This window comes from Pseudarthrobacter sp. YAF2, assembly GCF_052113345.1.
GTDB lineage: Bacteria > Actinomycetota > Actinomycetes > Actinomycetales > Micrococcaceae > Arthrobacter.
This window is the reverse complement of the sequence record NZ_JBFRDA010000014.1, coordinates 200,337-223,360: the sequence shown is the minus strand read 5'-3', so window position 1 is coordinate 223,360 and position 23,024 is coordinate 200,337. Positions and strand designations below refer to the sequence as shown.

Genomic DNA, 23,024 nt, shown 5'->3' with positions numbered 1-23,024 from the left:
TCCATGGCGCGATCCGCTCCAGGGCCCGAGGTGCAGCCCGGGCTGCCCCGTGAGGGGGAGCGGGGCTCGGCCGTCGTGGACTTCGTCCTGGTCGGCGGGCTGCTCACGATGTTCTTCCTCGCGATCATCCAACTGACCCTGGTACTTCACGTCCGAAACACACTTATCGATGCTGCCGCGTCGGGCGCCCGGTACGGGACCTTGGCAGACCGCAACGCCGCAGACGCGGAGGAACGGACCCGCAGCCTCATCGGGATAGCCCTGAACCCCGGATTTGCGGAGCAGGTCAGCAGCCGGGAAGTGAATCTGCAGGGGATGCGCACGCTGGAAGTCACCGTCCGGTCACCACTGCCTGTGATCGGCCTGATCGGCCCGCAGGAAATGTTGGAGGTGAAAGGGCATGCCGCCATCCAGCCGTGATTCGTCTGCCCCTGTTAGGCCGCCCATCAGGTTCCGCATCAGGAGGAGGCTCGCGGAAGCTCTCTGTCGGGAACCGGCCAGGGAGGACGGGCAGGGCCCGGGAAATACAAACGCCTCGGGCCTGGTGGTGATCCAGCAGCGGCTGCACCGAGAGCGCATGCAGCGGCACTACAGCGAGCACGAACGGGGGAGTGCGGTCGTCGAGTTCACATTCCTGGCACTCCTGCTGATGGTCCCGCTGGTGTATTTCGTCATCACCGTGGGTCAGATCCAGAGCGGCTCCTTCGCCGTGGTCGGCGCCGCAGACCAGGCAGCAAAGGTGTACAATGCCCAGCCCGACGCCGGCACCGCGCAGGCGGCCGCAGAGCGGGCAGTATTCCTGGCTCTTTCCGATTTTGGGCATGAACCAGGGCGGGCAAACATGACGACAAGCTGTGAACCGGCAGACTGCAACGCTGCAGGCAGTGCCGTCACGGTGACGGTCAGCCTCAACGTGCCGCTGCCGTTCCTCCCCTTTGCGGACGGGCTCTCTGCCGCGGAAGTGCAGGCCTCCGCCACCCAACTGGTGGGGCGGTACCGTTGACGCCCGGAAAGCAAAATGGCGAGAGCGGCCAGCTGATGGTGATGATCGTCGGCTACGTAGCCCTGGCCTTGCTGGTGGCAACGGTCGTCATCGGAATATCCGCCGTCTACGTGGAGCACAAGCGGCTTCTGTCGCTGGCGGACGGAGCATCGCTGGCCGCAGCCGACAGCTACACACTCGGCGATGTCTCATCACAGGGTGGAACCCCATCTGCTGTCCTCAACCCCGCCCGTGTCCGGAACGTCGCAGTCGACTTCCTCGACAGGAGCCCCGCCTCGCAACGGTTCTCCAGCCTTGCCGTCGCCGGCGGGACGGGCTCGCCGGATGGTTCGACCGCCGTCGTAGTCCTCACCGCCGCCGTGCACCCGCCCGTGGTGAACTTCCTGATGCCCGACGGAATCCGCATCGAGGCGACGTCCACGGCACGCTCCCGGCTGAGCCGCTGATGCCTGACCCCGTGATCCAGTCTCCGCCTACCGGCAGCGGCCGGGCCGTGTGGCCCCGATAGCGTAGGGTTAAACCACCATGGCCAATATTGATTTTTCCGCTGAAATCCGCGCCCTTCGAGCCACCTATGAGTCGATCGAACGTGTCTCCGAGGTGGATGCACTCCGTGAAGACATCGCCGAACTCAGCGAGCGGGCAGGGGAGCCGAACCTGTGGGACGACCCCGCAGCCGCGCAGAAGATTACCTCCAGGCTCTCCCACCGACAGTCCGAGCTGGAACGCCTCACCTCCCTGGCCGCCCGGATCGACGATCTTGAAGTCCTCGTGGAACTCGGCCAGGACGAGGACGACGCCGACTCGATGGGAGAGGCGGCAGCCGAACTCGAATCCATCAAGAAGGCCCTCAAGGACCTGGAAGTGGTCACCCTGCTGTCCGGCGAGTACGACGAGCGCGAAGCCGTGGTTTCCATTCGTGCAGGCGCGGGCGGAGTGGACGCGGCAGATTTCGCCGAGATGCTGATGCGCATGTACCTTCGCTGGGCCGAGCGGCACGGCTACCCGACGACCGTCATGGACACCTCGTACGCGGAGGAAGCCGGCTTGAAATCGGCCACCTTCGAGGTCAAGGCGCCCTACGCCTTTGGCACCCTCAGCGTTGAAGCCGGAACCCACCGCCTGGTCCGCATCAGCCCCTTCGACAACCAGGGCCGGCGCCAGACATCGTTCGCGGCCGTGGAAGTCATCCCGCTGATCGAACAGACCGATTCCATCGACATCCCGGACAACGAAATCAGGGTCGATGTGTTCCGCTCGTCCGGCCCCGGTGGCCAGTCGGTCAACACCACCGACTCCGCGGTGCGCCTTACCCACATCCCTACCGGCACCGTCGTCTCCATGCAGAACGAGAAGTCCCAGCTCCAAAACCGGGCCGCCGCCATGCGCGTGCTGCAATCCCGGCTCCTCCTCCTCAAGAAGGAACAGGAGGACGCGGAGAAGAAGGCCTTGGCCGGGGACGTCAAAGCCTCCTGGGGCGACCAGATGCGTTCCTACGTCCTCAACCCGTACCAGATGGTCAAAGACCTGCGCACCGAACACGAGGTGGGCAACACGTCGGCAGTGTTTGACGGCGAGATCGACGATTTCATCGACGCCGGCATCCGCTGGCGCACTGACAACCGCAACGCCGAAAAGTAGCGGACGGCCTGCCTGCCGCTATCGGATCCGGCGACACGCCCCCGAAAGCCCGCCAAAGCACCGGGTATCCTGCGTATAGTCGAGGGGCCGGGGCCCTACTTCCCCCAAACGAAAACCCGTGCACCGGCTGCAGAACTGGGCTGCATCAGAACAATCAGCCATGCCCTGCAGGGTACTTAGGGCCATGATCCGATTCGAAAATGTCACCAAGGTCTACGACCAAAAAGCCCGGCCTGCGCTGGACTCCGTCAACCTTGAGATTGATCGGGGCGAATTCGCCTTCCTGGTGGGTGCCTCCGGCTCCGGAAAGTCCACCTTCCTCCGGCTGGTGCTGAAGGAAGACCGTGCAACAGAAGGCGCCGTCTACGTCGCCGGCCAAAACGTTGCCAGGATTTCGAGTTGGCGCGTGCCGCGCCTGCGCCGCGGCATCGGCGTCGTCTTCCAGGACTTCCGCCTCCTGCCGCAAAAGAATGTCTTCGCCAACGTCGCGTTCGCCATGCAGGTCATCGGCAAGAGCCGCAGTGTCATCCGCGACACCGTCCCCGAGGTCCTCAAGACGGTTGGCCTCGAAGGCAAGGAACACCGCATGCCGCACGAACTGTCCGGCGGCGAGCAGCAGCGCGTAGCCATAGCGCGGGCCGTGGTCAACCGCCCCGGAATCCTCCTGGCCGACGAACCCACCGGAAACCTGGACCCCACCACATCCATGGGCATCATGGGCGTGCTGGACAAAATCAACCAAAACGGAACCACCGTGGTGATGGCCACCCACGACGACGACATCGTCAACGAGATGCGCAAGCGGGTTGTCGAACTCAAGAACGGCGTGGTGATCCGCGACGAAGCCAAGGCCCTGTACACCTCGATGATCCCCGTCGTCGGCCAGTCCAGGCGGCTCAAGGACGCCAGCGGCAGGGAAGCGCCCGACGACGGCCTGCCGGGCAACGGTGCCGAAGGTGAGGCACGGCGATGAGGCTTGCGTTCATCCTCTCGGAGATCGGCAGCGGCCTGCGCCGCAACCTTTCCATGGTGGTCTCGGTCATCCTGGTGACGTTCGTGTCCCTCACGTTTGTGGGCGCGGCCGGAATGCTCCAGATGCAGATCAACCAGATGAAGGGGTACTGGTACGACAAGGTCCAGGTGGCCATCTTCCTGTGCAGCGACGGTTCGACGGCGCCGGGTTGCGTGTCCGGCCCGGTGACCCCCGAGCAGCAGCAGGGCCTGAACGCGCTCCTGGAGTCACCTGCCGTGGCGCAGTACATCAACGACTTCCAGTTCGAATCCCGGGACGAGGCCTACAAACACTTCAAGGACCAGTTCTCGAACTCGCCGATTGTTGACTCCGTAACCCCGGACCAGCTGCCGGCGTCATTCCGAATCAACATGAAGGACCCGGAAAAATACCAGATCATCAGCGAGACCTTCTCCTCCCAGCCGGGCGTGGAGACCGTGATCGACCAGCGACAGCTCCTCGAACGCCTCTTCTCGGTGATGAACGGCGCCTCCCTCGTAGCGGTAAGCATCGCCGGCGTGATGATCGTCTGCGCGATCCTGCTGATCGCCACCACCATCCGGCTCTCCGCCTTCAGCAGGCGCCGGGAAACCGGGATCATGCGGCTCGTGGGCGCGTCAAAGACCGTGATCCAGCTGCCCTTCATCCTCGAAGGGGTCATCGCCGCGGTCATCGGCGCTGCGCTGGCCTCCGGTACGCTCTGGGCAGTGGCGCAGTTCTTCCTGGGTGACTACATGTCCCGCCAGTACCCGGACACCGCCTTCATTTCCTCCGGCCAGACACTGATCCTCGCTCCGGCGCTGCTGGTCCTTGGCGGATCCTTGGCAGGAATTTCGTCTCTCTTGACCCTTCGCAGATATTTGCGCGTTTAGGCTATGCAAACCGACCAAGGAATGCTCATGAACGTAACCGATCAAACCTCTCCACGCCGTGGGTTCCGCCGGGGGCGGGCGGCTGCCCGCCGCATGGGGATCGTCAGCGGTGTACTGGCCGTCATCCTTTCCGCCGGGATGGCCGTGGCGACTCCCGTGGCCTTCGCGGACGACCTTGAAGACCGCAAGGCCGCGCTCGAGGCCGAAGCTGCCCGTGTCCAGGCCTCCCTTGAGTTCGTCGATTCCAGGATCGCCAAGGCCGCCGGCGACCTGGTGATCTACCAGGGCCAGCTGCCAGGCGCGCAGCAGGCCCTCCTTGACGCGCAAGGCCGCGTGGCCAGCGCGGTGAAAGAATCGGAAGCCCTGGCTGCCCGGGTTGACATGGCACAGCAGAACAAGGCCAAGATCACCCAGCAGCTCGAAACTGACAAGCAGAAGATCGCCGACACCAAGAAGCTGATCGGCCAGATCGCCACCCAGGCCTACAAGTCCGGTGGCGTCCCCTCCAACCTCTCGCTCTTCTTCGGGTCCAACGGCGGCGGCAGCCTGACCGACACCATGGACCTCGCCGACCAGGCCATGCGCAGCCAGAATGCGGCCATGGACAAGCTCAGCCAGCAGAACGCCACCAACGTCAATTCCGAGGCCCGGCTGCAGGCTGTGGAAGCGGAGATCAAGGACCTCAAGGCCAAGGCCGACGCCGCCTTGGAACGCGAGAAGGCCGCCCGTGACGAAGCCGCGGCCAAGAAAGCCCAGGTTGACCAGCTGATCGCCGACACCTCCCGCCTCGATGCGGAGCTGCAGGCGGCCAAACCTGGCATCCAGGCCCAGCTCGCGGGCGTCCAGGCCAACCAGAACCAGGTGGCCAACGAAATCGCTGAACGCGACCGGAAGGCCCGCGAGGCATGGGAAGCGGAACAACGCAGGCAAGCCGAGGCTGCCGCAGCCGCCGCTGCCGCCGCAGCGGCGGCAGCGAACCGGCCTGCCCCGCCCGCCCAGCCGTACGTTCCGCCCGCAGCAGGATCGCCGTCGGCCTTTGGCCTCCGCCATCCCTTCGACGGCAGCATCCCCATCACCTCAGGCTTTGGCTACCGCACCACCCCGCCGGGCACCATCGACTTTTACGGGACCGGCGGATATATGCACACCGGCATCGACTTCGGCGCCGCCTGCGGTACCCCCGTTTACGCTGCGGCTGCCGGGGAAGTCTTCAGCTCAGGCTGGAACTCCGCCGACGGCGGCGGCTGGCGCGTCAAGATCGACCACGGCGTGGTGCAGGGCAACACCCTGACCACCATCTACTACCACAACTCCAGCATCGTGGTTTCGAATGGACAACGGGTCGCGCAAGGACAGCTGATCGCCTATTCCGGCAGCACCGGCAACTCCACCGGCTGCCACGCCCACTTTGAAACCTGGCTTAACGGCCGCGCCGTTGACCCCATGGGGCTGCTCTAAGGGCGTCCATGCCCTGCCGTAGACTGGTATAGCTCCGTGCCGCGGGCGCGGAGCAGCCAAACCTGAACCTGAGGAGTTTCCCCGTGCCTAAAGAAAGTGGCCGTAAGGTGGTGGCCACCAATCGCAAGGCCCGGCATGACTACCACGTGCTGGACACCTACGAGGCCGGCATCGCCCTGATGGGCACAGAAGTCAAGTCCCTCCGGGAGGGCCACGCCTCCATGGTGGACGGATTCTGCACATTCTACAACGACGAACTGTGGATGGAAGCCATCCACATTCCCGAGTACAACCAGGGAAGCTGGACCAACCACGCTGCCCGCCGCCGGCGCAAGTTGCTGCTGCACCGCGAGGAGCTCATCAAGATTTCCCACAAGGTGCGGGAATCGGGGTACACCATTGTTCCGCTGCAGTTGTACTTCGTGGACGGGCGCGCAAAGGTCGAAATCGGAGTGGCCCGCGGCAAGCGCGAATACGACAAGCGGCAGACGCTGCGGGAGCAGCAGGACAACCGCGAAGCCCAACGCGAGATGCGCGAACGCAACCGGCGCCGTTAGGAATTATTTCCGCAGGGCATGCGTTAGTATTGGTAGTCCGGCAGGCTTGCCAGCCGGTTTGGTAACAAAATACGGGGATGATCGGTTTCGACGATGTTAGTCGCGACAGGTGAAGCGGGCCGAGGATGCAGAATTATCTCGTAAACGCTGTCTGCAAACCAATAAGTGCCAATTCTAAGCGCACTGACTTCGCTCTTGCTGCCTAAGCAGTAAGACAGTCCGTCAGCCCGAGGCTGCTATCGCCCCGGATCCTGGCGTCATTTAGATAGCCACTGCTGTTTACTCCCGTCACCGGAGTAAACGGGACTTTTAGGTGACTGGGCCCGGATCAGCCAGCTGTTTGCAGCATGGCTGGGGCCGAGAAAATCCGACGCAAACTGCGCCCGGAGAAGCCCTGACAACACGACATCGGACGGGGGTTCAATTCCCCCCATCTCCACCCACGGAAAAGGCCGGGACATCCACGGATGTCCCGGCCTTTTCTGCAACGCCCCGGTCCCAGGACCGGGGCGTTTTTCGTTGCCCTCCCGCCACCAGGGCGGGGCGCCCGGGCCTAAATGCTCTACCGGCATACCCAGGCACGCCGGTACCTTCGACTGTATGCACAACGATCCGCCGCAGACGCCCACTGAACTCCTGGACGCAGGCAGTTGCTGGGACCTCCTCCGCGGTGTCTCGGTTGGCCACCTTGCCGTGTTCGTCAATGGCTACCCGGAGGTCTTTCCGGTCAACTACAAGGTGGACCAGCAGTCGCTCGTCTTCCGCACGGGCGAAGGTACCAAGCTGCGCGCCGCCGGTGGGCCACTCGCCGTCGCGCTTGAAGCCGACGGCCACGACGAAGCCAAAGCCTGGAGCGTCCTGGTCAAGGGAAAAGCCGTCATCCTGGAACCCTCAGATGAACTCCTCGCCGGAGCGGGCCTCACCCTGTTTCCCTGGCAGGCGGGCGGGAAGGACCACTTCGTCCGGATCGTGCCCACCTCGGTGACCGGCAGGCGCTTCACCATCACGTCGCCGCTGACCTGGTGGAACCACATGGGGCACGGCACCCGGCAGGACACCGCATAGGCCGCCGAAACCGCGGGCGGGCCCAACGGCCCTGTCCGGAATACCGTGCGTGCTGGTACCACTGACCTATGATCGGGTCGCCAACCGCCGCTGCCGCCAAGCCCCCATTCGACGCCGTCATCTTCGACCTGGATGGGGTGGTCACCAACACGGCGCTGCTCCACCAGGCTGCATGGAAAGATGCGTTCGACCGTATCTTCCAGGACCCCCGGATGCCCGCCGGCGCCAACCGCGCTCCGCTTACCCGGGCAGAGTACCTCACCTTCATCGATGGCATGCCGCGGGAGGAAGGAGTGGTCCGGTTCCTTGCCGCGAGGGGGGTGGAGATCGGCAGGGGAGCGGGGACCGATGAACCGGGAGCCTGGACGGGCTTTGGCCTGGGTGCCTGGAAAAACGAACTGTTCCTCCAGCGCCTGCGCCAGGACGGGGTGCAAAGCTACCCGGGAACGCTGCAGTTGCTGAAGCGGCTGGCCGGTGCGGCCGTCCCCACTGCTGTGGTCACCTCAAGCCGCAACGCCGCACTGGTCCTGGAAGCCGCAGGCATCCAGGACCAGTTCACGGTGGTCATGGATGGTACGACGGCGGCAGGGCTCGGTCTGCGGGGAAAACCGGCACCGGACGTCTTCCTCGCCGCCGCCGCCAGGCTGGGCGTCGCACCGCCACACGCCGTGGTGATCGAGGATTCGGCGGCGGGGGTGGAAGCCGGCCGCAGGGGCGGCTTCGGCTTGGTGGTCGGAATCGACCGCAGCGTCAGCCGCCGCGAATTGGACGCCGCCGGCGCCAGTACCGTCCTGAATGATGTGGGTGAGCTGGACCTGGGACTGGTCATCGGCAACGCCTGGCATCTCGTTTATGAAGGAGCCGACGCCGGGCACGAGGGACACCGTGAAGCCCTCACCACCCTGGGTAACGGCTACATGGGCGTCCGGGGGGCGGCACCCGAAGGTGGCCCTTTCAGTTACGCGGGCATGTACCTGGCCGGCGTATACAACCGGGTCACTGTCAAGGCTGCCGACGAGACGCTGCTCGAAGAGCACATGGTCAACGCGCCCGACTGCCTTCCGCTGGACCTCCGGATCGACGGGCTGCAGTGGTGGTCGGACGGCGGCCTGACGGTGGTGCGTGAGCGCCGGGTCCTGGACCTCAGGCGGGCCGTGCTGGAACGGCGCCTGCTGCTCGAAGGCGCGGACCGCCGTCGCATGGAGGTGGTCCAGATCCGCTTCGTATCCATGGCAGAACCCCACCTGGTGGCCCTCGAGACCACCATCACCGCCCTGGGGTGGAGCGGCGCCGTGGAGGTGCGCAGCGGCGTCAACGCAGGCGTCCGCAACGCAAACCTGCCCGAACGCGCCCAAGGCTCTGATATCCACCTGGCAGACCGGACACAACCGCGGGGCACCGCCGTCGTGCTGCCCCCGGATGCGCCCTCCGTCGTCGAAGTGGAGACCATCCAAAGCCATATCCGCATCGCTGCCGCGTACCGTATGCGCATGTCCGTGGACGCGGACGTGGTTGAGGACGGCGGCAGCGGGCCCTACCACTACCGGACTTTCCGGCTCTCCCTCACGTCGGGTACCCCTGTAAGGCTGACCAAGACGGTAGCGGTGGTGACGTCCCGTGACCGGGCCATTTCCTCCCCGGAAACCGGTGCCCGCGCAGTGCTGGAACGCGCCGCCGATCCCTTCCCGCAACTCCTGGCGTCCCACGAGGAAGCCTGGCGGCGGGAACTCCGCCCGTTCCTCGTGGAGATCGACGCCCCGGTCCAGGTACGCCTGGTCCTCAACCTGCACATCTTCCATCTCCTGCAGACACTGACGCATCACACGGCCGAACTGGACGCCGGCGTCACCGCGCGTGGGCTGCACGGCGAAGGATATCGCGGACACGTCTTCTGGGACGAGCTGTTCGTCCTGCCGGTGCTCACGTCAAGGACTCCCGTGGTGGCCCGCTCCGTGATCGAGTACAGATGGCGGCGGCTGCCCGCCGCCCGGCACGCCGCAGCCGCGGAAGGGCTGGCGGGGGCGAAGTTTCCGTGGCAGAGCGGCAGTGACGGGACCGAGGAGACGCCAAAGTGGTTGTACAACGACAGGTCAGGCAGGTGGGTCAGGGACTACTCCCATCTCCAGGTCCACGCAGGCCTCGCGGTGGCTTTCAACACCTGGCAGTACTTCCAGGCCACCGGCGACAGGATCTGGCTCCTCCAAAAGGGAGCGGAGCTGGTGATCGAAGTGGCCCGTTTCTTCCGGTCCCTGGCGGACTACGACCCACTGGATGGCAGGTATCACCTGCGTGGTGTTGTGGGCCCGGATGAATACCACACGGGCTATCCCGGCCGGGCCGAACCGGGCCTGGACGACAACGCCTATACCAACGTGATGGCGGCGTGGGTGTGCTTGCAGGCGGCGGAAATCCTTCGGTTCCTGCAAGGCAGCGAGCGTGCCGTGCTGATGGAATCACTCGACGTCTCCGAAGAGGAGTCAGCCGGCTGGGAAGCCATGGGCGCCGCGATGTACGTCCCGTTCCACGGCGACGGCGTCATCAGCCAGTTCGAGGGATATGAACAACTCAGGGAACTGGACTGGGAGCACTACCGCGACACGTACGGCGACATAGAGCGGCTGGACCTGATCCTCGAAGCCGAAGGGGACCGAACGAACGGCTACAAGCTGGCAAAGCAGGCCGACGTCCTGATGCTTCCCTATCTCCTGGGCCACGAAGGCCTTCTCAATATCCTCCAGCGCCTGGACTACGGTTTCACAAGGGAGCAACTCAACCGGACCATTGAGTACTACCTGTCCAGGACGGCGCACGGCTCCACGTTGAGCCGGGTGGCCCACGCATCCGTCCTGGCCGGGGTGGACGCCGACCGTGCCTGGGACAGTTTCCGGGAAGCGCTCGACGCCGACCTCGACGACACCCAGCACGGCACCACGCGCGCTGGTATCCATTTGGGCGCCATGGCAGGAACCATCGACGTGGTTCAACGCAGCTTTGCCGGGTTGCGCTTCAGCGGGGACAGCATCCTGTTCGCCCCCAACCTGCCAACACGGCTCCGCGCCGTTGCCTTCGAGGTCCTCTACCGGGGACATCGGCTGCGGGTCCACCTCAAGGACGGGCAGATGAGCATCGCCTCCGCCCCCGGGGACGCCGGCCCTATCACGGTGCATGTGGATGGCACCGACGTGGTCCTGCCTGCCGGCCACACCCGTCATTTCCCGTTGCCTGTGAAAGCCCCGAGGGCGGCGGCATCATGAAGCGGTTGGGGATCTTGACGAGCGGTGGTGACTGCCCCGGGACGAACGCAGTCATCCGTGGTGCGGTGCTGGGCGGCGACGTCGCCCACGGTTACGAATTCGTGGGTTTCCGCGACGGGTGGCGGGGTGTGCTGGAGGATGATTTCGTCCCGCTGCCCAGAACCGCTGTCCGCGGGATCTCGCGCCTGGGCGGGACCATCCTGGGGACATCGCGGACCAACCCGCTCGCCGGGGGCGGCATCGACGCAGTGCGTGCCGGTTTCCAGCGCAACCAGCTGGAAGGCCTCATCGCCATTGGGGGAGAAGGCACCCTGGCGGCCGCCCGGGAATTGTGCGGACAGGGCCTCAACGTACTGGGTGTCCCAAAAACCATCGACAACGACCTGGGCGCCACGGATTACACCTTTGGCTTCGACACCGCCGTCCAGACGGCCACCGAGGCCATTGACCGGTTGCGGACGACGGGCGAATCGCACCACCGGTGCATGATCGCCGAGGTCATGGGCCGGAACGCGGGCTGGATAGCACTGCATTCCGGAATGGCTTCCGGTGCGCATGCCATCCTGATACCGGAACATCCCGTCTCCATCGAGCAGATCTCCGCCTGGGTTCTCTCGGCACGCGACCGCGGCAGGGCTCCGCTGGTGGTGGTGGCCGAGGCTTTCGCGCCGGAGGGAAACCAGGCACCGTATGCACCCCGGGGACTTGATACCTTCGGCCGGCCGCGCCTGGGCGGAATCGGGCTGCTGCTGGAAGAACAGTTGCAGGAACGGACCGGAATCGAAACCCGCGCCACCGTGCTGGGCCATATCCAACGCGGCGGCGAGCCCACGGGTTTTGACCGCGTGCTTGCCACCAGGCTGGGCCTGGCCGCCGTCAGATCGGCAACTGCCGGACGATGGGGCACCATGGTTTCGCTCCGCGGGACGGACGTCGTGAACGTCGGCCTGGATGAGGCCCTCGGGGAACTTAAGCGGGTCCCGGAGGCCCGCTACCGGGAGGCCGCGGTCCTGTTCGGGTGATGCAGCCGGTGGCTCCAACGTGCCGCCACCGGCGGGCCTACTTAGGTGGCTCCGGGCGGACGCGCAGGACGGCAGACCCGGTGATCCTGTCCGCAGCCAGGTCTTCCAGTGCCTTGTCGGCGGCCTCGAACGGGTAGGCAGTCGTGGTCAGGGCCAGCGACAGCCGGGCTGCCAGTGCCAGGAACTCCCGCCCGTCCGCCCGGGTATTGGCCGTGACGCTGCGGAGCTGGCGTTCGTAGAAAAGCTCCCTGTTGTAATTCAGGGCCGGAATTTCGCTCAAGTGGATCCCGGCAACGGCAAGTGTCCCGCCGCGGTCGAGGGCCGCCAGCGCCACCGGGACAAGATCGCCCACCGGCGCAAAGAGGATGGCTGAATCCAACGGGACGGGCGGCCGGTCATAGGCGTCGCCTGCGTACTCGGCGCCCAGCTCCAGCGCGAGTGAACGGGCTTGCTCGGACCTGGTCATAACGAACACGGAGGCGCCCTGCCTGATGGCCAGTTGCGCGGTGATGTGGGCGGAGCTGCCAAAGCCATAGATGCCAAGGCGGCCACCAATTGGCAACGCAGCGCGCTTCAGCGCGCGGTACCCGATGATGCCGGAGCACAGCAACGGCGCGGCCTGTTCATCGGAAAAGGCAGGCGGGATGGGGTAGGCAAAGTCCTCGGCGACTGCGAGCCGTTCGGCAAAGCCACCGTCCGTGTCCCACCCGGTAAACACAGGTGATGAGCACAGGTTTTCATCGCCGCGGCGGCAGTAATCGCAGCGGCCGCAAACACCGCCAAGCCAGGCGACGCCTACCCTGTCGCCTGCATGGAACCGTGAGCAGTCGGCGCCAGTTTCCATGACGACGCCGACCGCCTCGTGCCCGGGGACCACGCGCGGATGGTGGGGTGCCAGGTCTCCTTCAGCGAGATGGAGGTCGGTACGGCAAACACCGCAGACACTGACCTCCACCAGGAGCTCGTGCGGCCCCGGCGTCGGCGAGTCACGATGGCCCTGTACCAAAGGATGCGTGGCTATGGGGCCCGGGGTGCCTACCCACCATGCACGCACTTTGCGTTCGCCGCGGCTACTCGAAGCCGGCGCGGGTAGCGTCGTCCAGCGGTGTCTGCCACAGCAGCGGTGCTGTCACGGTGAAACGCCTGCCCGTGATGGACACGGGCGTGATGCGGATGAAGTATTCCTGGCCCACTCCCTGCCAGGGAAACAGCGCCCGTCGGATGTCGTCGAGGTCCGTTCCCGTGGGCGTTTCCTCTGCGGCTTTGCCCTTGGCCACGACGCTCCATGCAAGGCCGAACTGGGAACTGACCGCGTCTGCTTCCAGGGCCACGACGGCGTCAGACTCGATGGCCTGCTGCTTGGTGCCGGTGCCAGTGCGGAAGACAAGCGTCCGGCCGTCCACCTTGTAATTGACGGGAAAGACGTCAGGATGGCCATCCGCGATGACGGCAAGGCGCCCCACACCGGTTTGGGAAAGAAGCGCCCAGCACTCTTCCTCAGCGAGGACTTCTGCTGCGGGTATGTTTGTGTTCTCTGTCATAGGGCACAGCGTAGGGAAGTCGCCCGCGTCCGGAAAGGGCACAAAGGCCCGGCCTGGAAGAACGGGGGATGTGCTGCGGCTACAGCCAATCGGCGGAGAAATCCACGGGCGGCCACCACCGGGTCGGCGACGTGACCGCGAACCGGCGGCCCGTGAGTTCGGTGGGGGAGATGGCGATCAGGTGGTCCTTGATCCCTGCCTCCCACGGTTCCCTGCCGGCACCGTCTGCTGGCAGGGTCATGCGGGTTTCATCGAACGGTTCAGGCTTGCCCTTGGCAACCACGCTCCACACCTCTGTGGCGTAGGGGTTGAGCCCGTCGACCTCCAGCGCCGCCACCGCGCCGCTGAGCAACGCACGAAGCTTGGTTCCCGGAGCCGTCCGAAAGAACAGCGTTTCGCCGGCCACGGAGAAATTCACCGGAAAGATCTCTGGAATGTCGCCATTGATGACCGCCAGCCGGCCAATATAGGAAGACCTCAGATACTGCCAGCACTCATCAGCATCCAATATTTCCGTGGGAGACCCTGCGGGGGAACCAGTCATGGTACCGATCCTAGAGCCTGGGCAGCGCCAGCGCACCGGTGGAAAGGGAATGCCGGGCGGCGCCGGGGAGTGTTCACCGACGGCGTAGCAGCGCCGGGACTTGAATCGGCCAGTCCGTCGTTGTCTTCCGTAAGGATCCCGATGGGAAGGTATCACCGCCGGCAACGGCCATGGGACTGCACCGGGTGAACCGGCACGAGGGTTGGAGGTGCGCCATGGAGCAGGCGCGGGAATTCATGCCACCGGAGGACGACGACATCCTGGACTCGTACTCGCAGACGGTCATGCGCGTGGCGGCCGCCGTTACGCCCCACGTGGCGGCTATCGAAATGACTGCGCAGCGCCGCAACGGGCGGCCCCGGGTGGGGGCCGGCTCCGCGGTGCTCTTCACCGAAGACGGCTACCTGCTCACGAATTCCCATGTGGTGGCCGGAACGCACCGGGGTTTTGCCGTCTTCGGCGACGGCAGCAGGATGGAGTTGGAACTCGTGGGCGCGGACCCGTTGTCCGACCTCGCAGTGGTCCACGGTTCGCGGCCCAAGGTCCCACCCGCTCAGTTCGGTGCGGCCGAATCCCTCCGGGTGGGACAACTGGTGGTGGCGGTCGGAAACCCGCTGGGGCTGGCCGGCTCAGTGACCGCCGGTGTGGTCAGCGGCCTGGGCAGGGCCATTCCGGTCTGGTCCGGGGGCAACAGGCGCGTCATCGAAGACGTCATCCAAACGGATGCAGCCTTGAACCCCGGCAATTCGGGTGGAGCGCTGGCAGACACTCACTCCAGAATCGTTGGCATTAATACGGCAGTGGCGGGAGCAGGGCTGGGGCTGGCCATCCCGATCAACGCCACCACCCGCCGGATCATCGCGGCGCTGCTGGCGGACGGAAGGGTGCGCCGTGCCTACCTGGGTTTGGTGAGCACGCCTATCCAGCTCACTCCCAGTGCCGTCATCCGCACCGGGCTGCGCGAGGGGCTCCGCGTCGTGGAGGTGCTGCCCGCTTCTCCGGCGGACAAGGCAGGGCTGGCGGCCGGGGACATCCTGTTGACGGCGGGAGGCCGTCCTGTCAGCAACGCCGAGAGCCTGCAGCGGCTCCTCTTCGTTGACGCCATCGGCCAACCGCTCGACGTCGCCGTGCTGCGTGACGGTGCCGAAGTGCACCTCACCGCCGTTCCGGAGGAAATGACGGGCAACGGAGTCCCGTAGGATCCGGAGGCGCGTCCCTTCCGGAAGCCTGTCCGGCAGCCCTACACTCCGCGGGCCGGCGCCTCGACGTCCGCGATGCCTGTGAAACGCGTCCCCACGCCGTCGTACTCGCCCCGGACCCAGCCCGGTTGGACCGGCGGTATTTCTTCCGGCGAATGGTGCTCGCACACCACATAGGTGAAGTCCGGCCACCACTTCTTGGGCCGTGCCGCCTCCTCGTAGCCGCAGACGGCGCACTCCAGATGGACCCACACCGGCCGCTTGCCTGTCCGGTTGGCACGTGACTGCACCAGCCACGGCGGAGGATTGTCCAGGATGCCGCGGAGCTCGGCCTCGGGCATCCACTTTGGCAGGCCATGGCGCTGTGCCATTTCAAGGGGTACGTCCAGTGCTATTGCGGCGTCACGTCTGCTGATCATCACAGTCCACCATACGGGAGCCGGCCAAATCGGGCCCATGGCAAAAGCGTGTCAGCCGGCCATCCCGGCAACGCCGCAGGTCAGGGCAGGCCCAGGATGCAGCCGGGGTGCGGGGCATCGCTGGAAACCCACAGCGCCGACGCGATTTCATCGGCGAGGTCGTACTCGCGCGAGTCGCCGATCCGCACCACCAGGGCGCCGCCGAAGGGCCGCCGTCCCAGCACTTCCACGCCGGCATCAAGCTCGATGTCCTGTGAGGCGAGGTACCGCAGCAGCTCAGGGTTGTCGTCACTGATCCGGGTGATCCTGCCGGTATGGCCCTCGTCCAGTTCCGCGAGGAGATGGGCGCGCGGCATCAGCACCTGGCCGTCCGCCGTGGGAATGGGATCGCCGTGCGGATCCCGGCTGGGGTCGCCGAGCTTGGCAGCGACGCGCTCTATGAACGTGTCCGATACCGCGTGTTCCAGTTGTTCAGCCTCATCGTGCACTTCGTCCCAGCTGTAGCCAAGGCGCTGCACAAGGTAGGTTTCGATCAGCCGGTGGCGCCGCACCATTGCCAGGGCAAGCCGCAGGCCGGAATCGGTCAGGGTCACCGCGCTGTACGGTTTGTGGTCCACCAGGCCCTGGTCCTTGAGCTTGCGGACCATCTCGGAAACCGAAGAATTGGCCACTCCGAGCCGCTGGGCCAGTTGGGAGGACGTGATGGGCTTGTCCTGCCATTCAGTGAATGAATAGATGACCTTGACGTAGTCCTCGATGGAGGAGGATGTCGGGCTGGTCTTCACGCGTCCAAGCCTACCGGCTTCATGCCTTCACGGCGCGCCACGCCAGGGTGAGGTAGGGAAGCTCGAGTTCCTGGTCCTGACCGTAGGCCAGATGTTCGTGCAGGTACCAGTCCAGGTTCGCCAGGACCTTGGCGCGGGTCGCCTCGCCGGCCCGGAGGTAGTAGCTTCGCGACTTGGTGAGTTCCATTAGGTCTGTGGTGGTTACCCGGTCCTGCCAGTGGGTTACCTGGCCTTCGAGCCCGGCGAATTCGGGTCCCACCACCGGCCTGTGACCCGGGCGGTAGACATCGCCGGCGTGCATGATCCTGGATAGCCTGTGCACCCACGGCACCGAGGTATCCAGTTGGTTCCAGATGAGGCCGAGTGTTCCGTGCGGACGCAGGACGCGGGCAAGTTCGGTGCTCGCGGCCAACGGGTCGCACCAGTGCCAGGCCTGGGCCACGGTGACGACGTCGAAGCGGGCGGCGGGCAGGCCCGTCGCCTCCGCGGTCCCGCTCACAGCCGTTGCAGCAGGGCAGTGCGCCGCCAGTTGGGTGAGCATGTCCGTGGAGGGGTCGACGGCGGTTACCTCCAGGCCCAGGTCCAGCAGCAAGGCAGTGAACTTTCCGGTACCGGCGCCGACGTCGAGGGCATCCCGGGCGTGGGCAGGAACCAGCCATCGGGCTGAGTCCGCGGGGTATCCAGGCCTGACGCGCTGGTAGTGCCTCCCGCCATCCTGGAAACTCTGGCCAAGTTCCCGCCGGCGACCACGATCAAGCTTGGGGCCACCCCGAATCACGCGTGGACTCCTTCGATTCCGCCTGTTGATGTCCCTCGAATTTACCGCACGCCCGGCCAGGGGCCGTGCACACGGACCAGGAACGGAAGGCTTTGGCTTAGTCGTCGATGCAGGGGGCGGCGCCGGCCGTGCCCGGTGTATTGGGTGCCCAGTGCGGGTAGGTGCGGGAATCGTTGGCGGGCACCCAGCGGCCTGCGTCCACCACGTAGTCCCAGCCCAGTCCGTTGCCGCGCAGCGCGCGGATGCCGGCCAGGAGGCGTTCGGCATCCTCCAGCCGGGATCCGAGGCCGAAGCTCGCCCGAAGGGATCCGTTCGGCAGGCCCAGGCGCTTCAGCAGCGGGTGGGCGCAGAAGCGTCCGTCACGCAGGCCCACGCCGTGCTCCGCCGCAAGGTAAGCGGCCACCAGCCCGGCGTCGTAACCCGCAACCGAGAAATTGACCACACCGATGGTGTCCGTTTCCGGATTGGTGTCCTTGAAGATCTGGTGGACCGTCACGCCGTCGATGCCCTGCAGGCCCTCCACCAGGAACGAACGGATGGCCGATTCGTGGGCATGCCACCGGGCCTGGTCCAGTTCGGCGATCACCTGGGTGGCGCGCGCCAGGGTGGCTGCGCCAAGCACGTTGGGTGAGCCGCCCTCGTGGCGGGCCGGGCCGGTGGCCCAGCTGACGCCGTCGAGCCTTGCTTCCTTGACGGCGCCGCCGCCGGCAAGGTGGGGGACACCGGCGTCCAGCCAGTCCGGACGTCCCACCAGGACGCCTGCGCCGAACGGTGCGTAAAGCTTATGGCCGGAGAACGCAAGGTAATCGACGTCGTCCGTGCTGATGTCCACCCGCCGGTGCGGGGCGAGCTGGGCGGCGTCCACCACAATCCGTGCGCCGTGCTGGTGCGCCAGTGCGGCCAATGCCCGGATGGGGAGGATCTCGCCGGTGACGTTGGCGGCGCCGGTGACGGCCAGCAGGCTGACCCCGCCCTGCTCCAGTTCAGCGCGGACGGCCTCCAGCGTTCCGCTGATGGTGTCGGCGGCGACGATGCTGCGGTGCGGGACGCCCTGCCACGGCAGGAGGTTGGCGTGGTGTTCGATGTCCAGGTACAGGACATCTCCGGCGGGGTGGCCGCCGGCCAACGGCAGGCAGCCGGCCAGCAGGTTCAGCGAATCGGTGGTGTTGCGGGTGAAGATGACCGAATCGTCGGGGCGGCCGCCCACGAAGTCGCGGACAATGCTGCGGGCGTTTTCATACACCGAGGTGCTGATCTGGGATGCATACCCTGCGCCGCGGTGGACACTCGCGTAGTAGGGAAGGATCTCGTTCAGGTATGCGGACACCACGGACAGTGCCGGGGCGGATGCGCCGTAGTCGAGGTTTGCGTAGCGGACGTGGCCGCCGGAAATCAGGGGCGCCTGGATCTCGGCGCCGGTCACCGCGGCGAGGGGCCGGCCGGCGATGGCCTGGCGCGGATCCGGCGCGGCTAAGTTGTCGATGGCGGACTGGGGGGAGACGGTGGCAGTTGTCACAGAGACCTCACTTGGATACAGGACTCCGGCATGCTGGAATCCGCGCTTGCCGTATCCGCTCCGGACCGGCCTGGTCGTCACCCGGGGCACCCCACCGCGAATGGAGGGTTGCCGGCCAGCAAACCGGGGTTTTGCGCTGGCACTCGTGACCTGGATAAAAGCGTAGAACATGGGGTGGCCAGGACTAAAGCCGCGGCAATTGTTAAGGCCTTTGTTACGTCCTGCCGAAGAAACGGCCGCGGACGCCCCCAAAAGGAGGCGTCCGGCGTCGTATTATTCGATTCTTCCGCGGTCAGGGAGCCTGCTGCAGGAGGTCGTCGAGTTCCGGGTTCAGTCGGTGCAGCACCTCTGAGTGCAGGATCGAGTTCGTGGCCAGGGCATTGCCGCCGAACGGGCCGTCCTCGCCTTCGAGGGAGGTGAAGCGGCCGCCGGCCTCCACCACGATCGGCACCAGGGCAGCCATGTCGTACAAGTTCAGTTCGGGTTCGCAGGCGATGTCCACCGAGCCTTCGGCCACCATGCAGTAGGACCAGAAGTCCCCGTACGCCCGGGTCCGCCAGACGTCCTCCGTCAGGCCCAGGAACTCGTCAAGGTTTCCGCGTTCCTTCCAGCCGCCCAGGCTGGAGTAGGAGAGGGAGGCGTCGGACAGGTTGGAGACGTTGGAGACCCGGAGCCGGGTGGCGGCGGCCAGGGACCTGCCCATGTAGGCGCCCATGCCTTTGGCCGCCCACCAGCGCTTGCCCAGTGCCGGTGCGCTGACGACGCCCACCACGGGCTCGCCCTCGTCCACCAGGGCGATCAGCGTGGCCCACACCGGGACGCCGCGGACGAAGTTCTTGGTCCCGTCGATGGGATCAATGATCCAGCGCCGCGAGCCGTGGCCGGTGCTGCCGAATTCCTCGCCCAGGACTGCATCGCGGGGCCGGGAGCGGGAGAGCTGGCCGCGGATGGCCTCCTCGGCCGCCTTGTCGGCGTCGGTGACCGGCGTCAGGTCCGGCTTGGTCTCGACGTGGAGGTCCAGGGCCTTGAAGCGGCTCATTGTCTGGTCATCCACGGAGTCGGCCAGGACATGGGCCAGGCGCAGGTCATCGTTGTAACTCGAAGCGGGTTGGATCATGGTTCCAAACTACCGTCTGCGGGCGTTTCTGCCGGGAGAACGCGTCAGTTGACGCTGCCGAGCTCCTTGGTTTCCTGTGCTTCCATCCTCGGGTCCGCGCCGAGCAGCCTCCTTAGGGACGCCAGCCGGGCCGGTCCCGTGGGGCCGGCGTGCCCGCCGTTCACCCAATCATCCAGCCCGCAGTTAACCGCCGTTGCCGTGTGTTTGCAGCCGCGCTCGCAGTTTTCGATGCCGGGGGAGAGGTCCGGGAATGAGCGCAGGATCCTGTCCGGATCCACGTGTGCCAGGCCAAAGGAACGGATACCCGGGGTGTCAATGATCCAGCTGCCGGGCGGCGCGTCCGCCAGCCGCAGCGCCAGCGCCGACGACGACGTGTGCCGGCCGCGCCCGGTGACCGCGTTCACCCCGCCGGTGGCCCGCTCCGCACCCGTCAGCGCGTTGACCATGGTGGACTTGCCGACGCCGGAGTGCCCGAGCATGACAGTGACCGTGCCGTCGAGGTGGGCGCGAAGGGCTGCCACCGCGGCGCTGTCCAGCCGGGCCGAAAGGCCGTCGTCGGACCTGGCGTCGATCCCCGAAGCCTGCGCGTCCGCGGTCTTGCTGATGATCACCGGGAAGTCCAGGTGCGTGTAGTTGGAGAGCAGCTCCGCTGGGTCCTTGACGTCGGCCTTGGTCACCAGCAGGATCGGCTCGATCCCGGCGTCGTAGGCGGCCACCAGGGCGCGGTCGATGAACCCGGTGCGTGGCTCGGGGTTGGCTGCTGCCACCACGATCACCAGTTGGTCGGCGTTCGCGACGACGGCCCGCTCTATGGGATCGGTATCGTCGGCGCTGCGGCGAAGGAGGGTGCGGCGGTCCTGGATCTTCACCAGTCGTGCCAGCGTGTCCGGGGCTCCGGAGACGTCGCCCACCAGGGAGACGAAGTCGCCTGCCACGACAGGATTGCGGCGAAGCTCGCGGGCCCGTGCAGCGATGACCACGCGCTCATTCTCCGAGTCCTCGCCCACCACCGCGGTGTACCGGCCACGGTCCACGGTGATGATCCGGCCGGTCACGGCGTCGTCGTGGCTGGGACGGTCTTTGGTGCGCGGCCTTGAGCCTTTCTTGCTGGGGCGGATCCGGACGTCCGATTCGTCCCAGGAATCAGTGCTCCGCGCCACTGCCGCGCCCTTCCGGTCCGGCTGCGGACGTGCCTTCCTGGGCGAGCATGCCTGCCCAAAGCTGCGGAAAATCGGGCATGGTCTTGGCGGTAGTGGCAATGTCCTCCACTTGGACGCCCTGCACCGCCAGGCCCAGGATTGCACCGGCCGTGGCCATGCGGTGGTCCGCGTAGCTGTGCACGACGCCGGCGTGCAGCCGGGCGGGGCGGATGCGCAGTCCGTCGGGGGTTTCCTCGGCGTCACCGCCAAGCCGGTTGATCTCCGCCACCAGCGCGGCGAGCCTGTCTGTTTCGTGTCCGCGCAGGTGCGCGATCCCGGTGAGCCGGGAGGGTCCCGCAGCCAAGGCGCACAGCGCAGCGACAGTCGGGGCGAGCTCGCTCGTGTCCGCGAAGTCGCCGCCCTTGATCTCCGGGCCGCCGGTGACGGTCAGGACGCCGCCGGCCAGCGTCACGGTGGCGCCCATGCTGGTAAGGATGCTGCGCCACAGGTCGCCCACCTGTTGGGTTTCCTCCGGCCAGTTGGGGATCCGGACTGTTCCCCGCGAGGCCAGGGCAGCCGCAAGGAAGGGCCCCGCATTGGACAGGTCCTGTTCGATCCGCTGGTCGAAGGCGCGGATGGGTCCGGGAGCCACCACCCAGTGGTTGGGCACGGAGTCGTCCACGGAAACGCCTGCGCCGCGCAGGACCGCGACCGTCATGTTGATGTGGTCCAGGCTGGGAACCGGCTTGCCGACGTGCTCAAGGTGCAGGCCGTCGTCGAACCTTGCCCCCACGAGCAGGAGCGCGGAGACAAACTGGGACGAGGCGCTGGCGTCGATCACCAGGTGTCCGCCGCGGACTGAGCCCGTGCCCTCCACGACGAAGGGGAGGGAGGACGGGGCGGTGCCGTCTTCGGCTGAGACAGCGACGCCCAGGGCCCTGAGGGCCTCGATGATGGTCCCCATGGGACGCTTGCGGGCGTGCGGGTCGCCGTCGAACACGCTGGCGCCGTTGCGGAGCGCAGCGAGCGGCGGGACGAACCGCATGACCGTGCCTGCCAGCCCGCAGTCGATCCTGGTTAGGGTTGCCGGCGCGGACGCAGGCAGTGGAACCACTTCGAGGTCAGGGCCGAAGGTTCCGTCGCCGGGGACCTCCGTGATGGTGGCGCCAAGCTGCCGGAGTGCATCGATCATCAGCGCGGAATCCCTGGAGTGCAAGGGCGCCCGCAGGCGGGACGGTCCATCCGCCAACGCTGCCAGTACCAGGTACCTGTTGGTCAGGGATTTTGAGCCGGGCACCGTCACGGTGGCATTGATGGGCCGGGATGCGAAAGGTGCGTCCCAGTGCTGGACGGGTGTTGCGGAAGCGTCCCGGGCGGCAGTTGCTGCGGTCATTCGTGCTTATGCTCCCGTGGCGTGATCGACGGCGCGGCGTACGGCCTTGTCTGCTTTGTGCAGCTTCTTGTTCGTGGTCTTGCGCGCGTCTGCGGCCAGGTGCGATGCGTTCCGGCGGGCGCCTGCGGCCAGGTGCTCGGCGCGCCAGGCCAGGCCCGGCTTGCCTGCGGTGTCCACCGATGCGAGCAATGCACCGCCGCTGAGGGACAGGTTCTTGAGCAGCTGGTTCCGGCGGTTCTCGCGCCCTTCCTTGCTGCTGATGTCCGCGCTGCGCCATTCAACGAATGTGTTCAGCAGGGAAACCACCATCAGCAGGGATGCGGAGAGCCTGGAAAACTTTCCGAGGCCAAACAGGACGCCGGCGCCCACCTGGGTTCCGCCGATCACACGGGCAAGGGTCTTCTCGCTGGCCTGGAAGGGAAGCGATGCCGCGGCCTTGCGCAATAAGGGTGAGAGCTGCTGCGCAGTATCGTCGGAGTTCCTGAGCTTATCCAGCCCGGCAATGACAAAACTGGAAGCGAGCATGGGCCGTGCGAGCGTGCGGACAAAGGACATGGATTTCCTCCTGGCTGGACGGACCGCGGAACGCGGCGGAGTCGGTCCTAGTCTTGCACTTTTGGGGAATATTTGCCTGCGGGAAGGGGTTATGGCTGACGGGTCGCTGACACGCGGCCAAACGATCATTCACCCGATACAGAGCGGAGTTGGC

The 23,024-nt window shown here is 66.2% G+C and carries 23 protein-coding genes, 1 other RNA gene and 1 riboswitch; of the genes, 13 read left to right on the top strand and 11 right to left on the bottom strand.

The window, feature by feature from the left end; genetic code table 11:
- Nucleotides 1–3 precede the first annotated feature (3 nt).
- The 12 genes from AB4Y79_RS15840 to AB4Y79_RS15785 all read left to right on the top strand — a co-directional run bounded on the left by AB4Y79_RS15840 (nucleotide 4) and on the right by AB4Y79_RS15785 (nucleotide 11,884).
- Nucleotides 4–420: a TadE/TadG family type IV pilus assembly protein gene (locus AB4Y79_RS15840; RefSeq protein WP_441863660.1), complete on the top strand. Its 417-nt coding sequence runs from the start codon at nucleotides 4–6 to the stop codon at nucleotides 418–420.
- Between the two features lie 124 nt (nucleotides 421–544).
- Nucleotides 545–1,003 carry a TadE/TadG family type IV pilus assembly protein gene (locus tag AB4Y79_RS15835; RefSeq protein WP_441863658.1) on the top strand — a complete coding sequence of 153 codons (459 nt, stop codon included), beginning with the start codon at nucleotides 545–547 and terminating at the stop codon, nucleotides 1,001–1,003.
- A gap of 35 nt (nucleotides 1,004–1,038) precedes the next feature.
- Nucleotides 1,039–1,449, top strand: a complete 411-nt coding sequence (locus AB4Y79_RS15830; RefSeq protein WP_308930521.1) for a pilus assembly protein TadG-related protein — start codon at nucleotides 1,039–1,041, stop codon at nucleotides 1,447–1,449.
- Between the two features lie 79 nt (nucleotides 1,450–1,528).
- Nucleotides 1,529–2,644 carry a peptide chain release factor 2 gene (prfB, locus tag AB4Y79_RS15825; protein WP_308930522.1) on the top strand — a complete coding sequence of 372 codons (1,116 nt, stop codon included), beginning with the start codon at nucleotides 1,529–1,531 and terminating at the stop codon, nucleotides 2,642–2,644.
- Nucleotides 2,645–2,828: 184 nt separating this feature from the next.
- Nucleotides 2,829–3,617, top strand: a complete 789-nt coding sequence (ftsE, locus tag AB4Y79_RS15820) for a cell division ATP-binding protein FtsE (RefSeq protein WP_441863656.1) — start codon at nucleotides 2,829–2,831, stop codon at nucleotides 3,615–3,617.
- Nucleotides 3,614–4,528 (top strand): permease-like cell division protein FtsX, encoded by a 915-nt coding sequence (gene ftsX / locus AB4Y79_RS15815; RefSeq protein WP_441863653.1) that lies wholly within the window; start codon nucleotides 3,614–3,616, stop codon nucleotides 4,526–4,528. Before ftsE ends, ftsX begins: the two co-directional genes overlap by 4 nt.
- 27 nt (nucleotides 4,529–4,555) lie before the next feature.
- Nucleotides 4,556–5,986 (top strand): peptidoglycan DD-metalloendopeptidase family protein, encoded by a 1,431-nt coding sequence (locus AB4Y79_RS15810; protein WP_441863651.1) that lies wholly within the window; start codon nucleotides 4,556–4,558, stop codon nucleotides 5,984–5,986.
- An 83-nt stretch (nucleotides 5,987–6,069) separates the two neighbouring features.
- Nucleotides 6,070–6,543, top strand: coding sequence for an SsrA-binding protein SmpB (gene smpB, locus AB4Y79_RS15805; RefSeq protein WP_050054575.1), 474 nt, complete (start codon nucleotides 6,070–6,072; stop codon nucleotides 6,541–6,543).
- Nucleotides 6,544–6,616: 73 nt separating this feature from the next.
- Nucleotides 6,617–6,985, top strand: a transfer-messenger RNA (tmRNA) gene (gene ssrA, locus AB4Y79_RS15800).
- Between the two features lie 158 nt (nucleotides 6,986–7,143).
- Nucleotides 7,144–7,608, top strand: coding sequence for a pyridoxamine 5'-phosphate oxidase family protein (locus AB4Y79_RS15795; RefSeq protein WP_441863648.1), 465 nt, complete (start codon nucleotides 7,144–7,146; stop codon nucleotides 7,606–7,608).
- A gap of 68 nt (nucleotides 7,609–7,676) precedes the next feature.
- The gene (locus tag AB4Y79_RS15790; RefSeq protein WP_441863646.1) at nucleotides 7,677–10,862 is read left to right on the top strand and encodes an HAD-IA family hydrolase; all 3,186 of its coding nucleotides are present in this window, start codon (nucleotides 7,677–7,679) and stop codon (nucleotides 10,860–10,862) included.
- Nucleotides 10,859–11,884, top strand: a complete 1,026-nt coding sequence (locus AB4Y79_RS15785) for an ATP-dependent 6-phosphofructokinase (RefSeq protein ID WP_441863643.1) — start codon at nucleotides 10,859–10,861, stop codon at nucleotides 11,882–11,884. Before AB4Y79_RS15790 ends, AB4Y79_RS15785 begins: the two co-directional genes overlap by 4 nt.
- 37 nt (nucleotides 11,885–11,921) lie before the next feature.
- On the opposite strand, the gene AB4Y79_RS15780 is transcribed toward AB4Y79_RS15785, so the two are convergent.
- The 3 genes from AB4Y79_RS15780 to AB4Y79_RS15770 all read right to left on the bottom strand — a co-directional run bounded on the left by AB4Y79_RS15780 (nucleotide 11,922) and on the right by AB4Y79_RS15770 (nucleotide 13,969).
- Nucleotides 11,922–12,938: a zinc-dependent alcohol dehydrogenase family protein gene (locus tag AB4Y79_RS15780; protein WP_441863641.1), complete on the bottom strand. Its 1,017-nt coding sequence runs from the start codon at nucleotides 12,936–12,938 to the stop codon at nucleotides 11,922–11,924.
- Nucleotides 12,939–12,954: 16 nt separating this feature from the next.
- Nucleotides 12,955–13,425 (bottom strand): pyridoxamine 5'-phosphate oxidase family protein, encoded by a 471-nt coding sequence (locus AB4Y79_RS15775; RefSeq protein ID WP_441863639.1) that lies wholly within the window; start codon nucleotides 13,423–13,425, stop codon nucleotides 12,955–12,957.
- A 79-nt stretch (nucleotides 13,426–13,504) separates the two neighbouring features.
- Nucleotides 13,505–13,969 carry a pyridoxamine 5'-phosphate oxidase family protein gene (locus AB4Y79_RS15770; RefSeq protein WP_441863636.1) on the bottom strand — a complete coding sequence of 155 codons (465 nt, stop codon included), beginning with the start codon at nucleotides 13,967–13,969 and terminating at the stop codon, nucleotides 13,505–13,507.
- Between the two features lie 215 nt (nucleotides 13,970–14,184).
- Between AB4Y79_RS15770 and AB4Y79_RS15765 the strand changes: the two genes are divergently transcribed.
- On the top strand, nucleotides 14,185–15,168 hold the full coding sequence (locus AB4Y79_RS15765; protein ID WP_441863634.1) for a S1C family serine protease: 984 nt from the start codon (nucleotides 14,185–14,187) through the stop codon (nucleotides 15,166–15,168).
- Nucleotides 15,169–15,209: 41 nt separating this feature from the next.
- Here the strand turns inward: AB4Y79_RS15765 and AB4Y79_RS15760 are convergent, their stop codons facing one another.
- From AB4Y79_RS15760 to AB4Y79_RS15725, 8 genes are all read right to left on the bottom strand, one after another.
- The gene (locus AB4Y79_RS15760) at nucleotides 15,210–15,587 is read right to left on the bottom strand and encodes a hypothetical protein (protein WP_441863631.1); all 378 of its coding nucleotides are present in this window, start codon (nucleotides 15,585–15,587) and stop codon (nucleotides 15,210–15,212) included.
- A gap of 80 nt (nucleotides 15,588–15,667) precedes the next feature.
- Nucleotides 15,668–16,372 carry a metal-dependent transcriptional regulator gene (locus tag AB4Y79_RS15755; protein ID WP_441863628.1) on the bottom strand — a complete coding sequence of 235 codons (705 nt, stop codon included), beginning with the start codon at nucleotides 16,370–16,372 and terminating at the stop codon, nucleotides 15,668–15,670.
- Between the two features lie 19 nt (nucleotides 16,373–16,391).
- Nucleotides 16,392–17,150, bottom strand: coding sequence for a class I SAM-dependent methyltransferase (locus AB4Y79_RS15750; protein ID WP_441863626.1), 759 nt, complete (start codon nucleotides 17,148–17,150; stop codon nucleotides 16,392–16,394).
- Nucleotides 17,151–17,247: 97 nt separating this feature from the next.
- Complete coding sequence (locus tag AB4Y79_RS15745; RefSeq protein ID WP_441863623.1) at nucleotides 17,248–18,666, bottom strand: aminotransferase class V-fold PLP-dependent enzyme; 1,419 nt, start codon at nucleotides 18,664–18,666, stop codon at nucleotides 17,248–17,250.
- Nucleotides 18,667–18,703: 37 nt separating this feature from the next.
- Nucleotides 18,704–18,817, bottom strand: a riboswitch (SAM riboswitch).
- Between the two features lie 141 nt (nucleotides 18,818–18,958).
- On the bottom strand, nucleotides 18,959–19,783 hold the full coding sequence (gene hisN, locus AB4Y79_RS15740) for a histidinol-phosphatase (RefSeq protein ID WP_308930537.1): 825 nt from the start codon (nucleotides 19,781–19,783) through the stop codon (nucleotides 18,959–18,961).
- A gap of 44 nt (nucleotides 19,784–19,827) precedes the next feature.
- Nucleotides 19,828–20,943, bottom strand: a complete 1,116-nt coding sequence (gene rsgA / locus AB4Y79_RS15735) for a ribosome small subunit-dependent GTPase A (RefSeq protein WP_308930538.1) — start codon at nucleotides 20,941–20,943, stop codon at nucleotides 19,828–19,830.
- Complete coding sequence (aroA, locus tag AB4Y79_RS15730) at nucleotides 20,927–22,315, bottom strand: 3-phosphoshikimate 1-carboxyvinyltransferase (RefSeq protein ID WP_441863619.1); 1,389 nt, start codon at nucleotides 22,313–22,315, stop codon at nucleotides 20,927–20,929. Before aroA ends, rsgA begins: the two co-directional genes overlap by 17 nt.
- A 6-nt stretch (nucleotides 22,316–22,321) precedes the next feature.
- Nucleotides 22,322–22,870, bottom strand: coding sequence for a DoxX family protein (locus AB4Y79_RS15725; RefSeq protein ID WP_441863616.1), 549 nt, complete (start codon nucleotides 22,868–22,870; stop codon nucleotides 22,322–22,324).
- Nucleotides 22,871–23,024 lie beyond the last annotated feature (154 nt).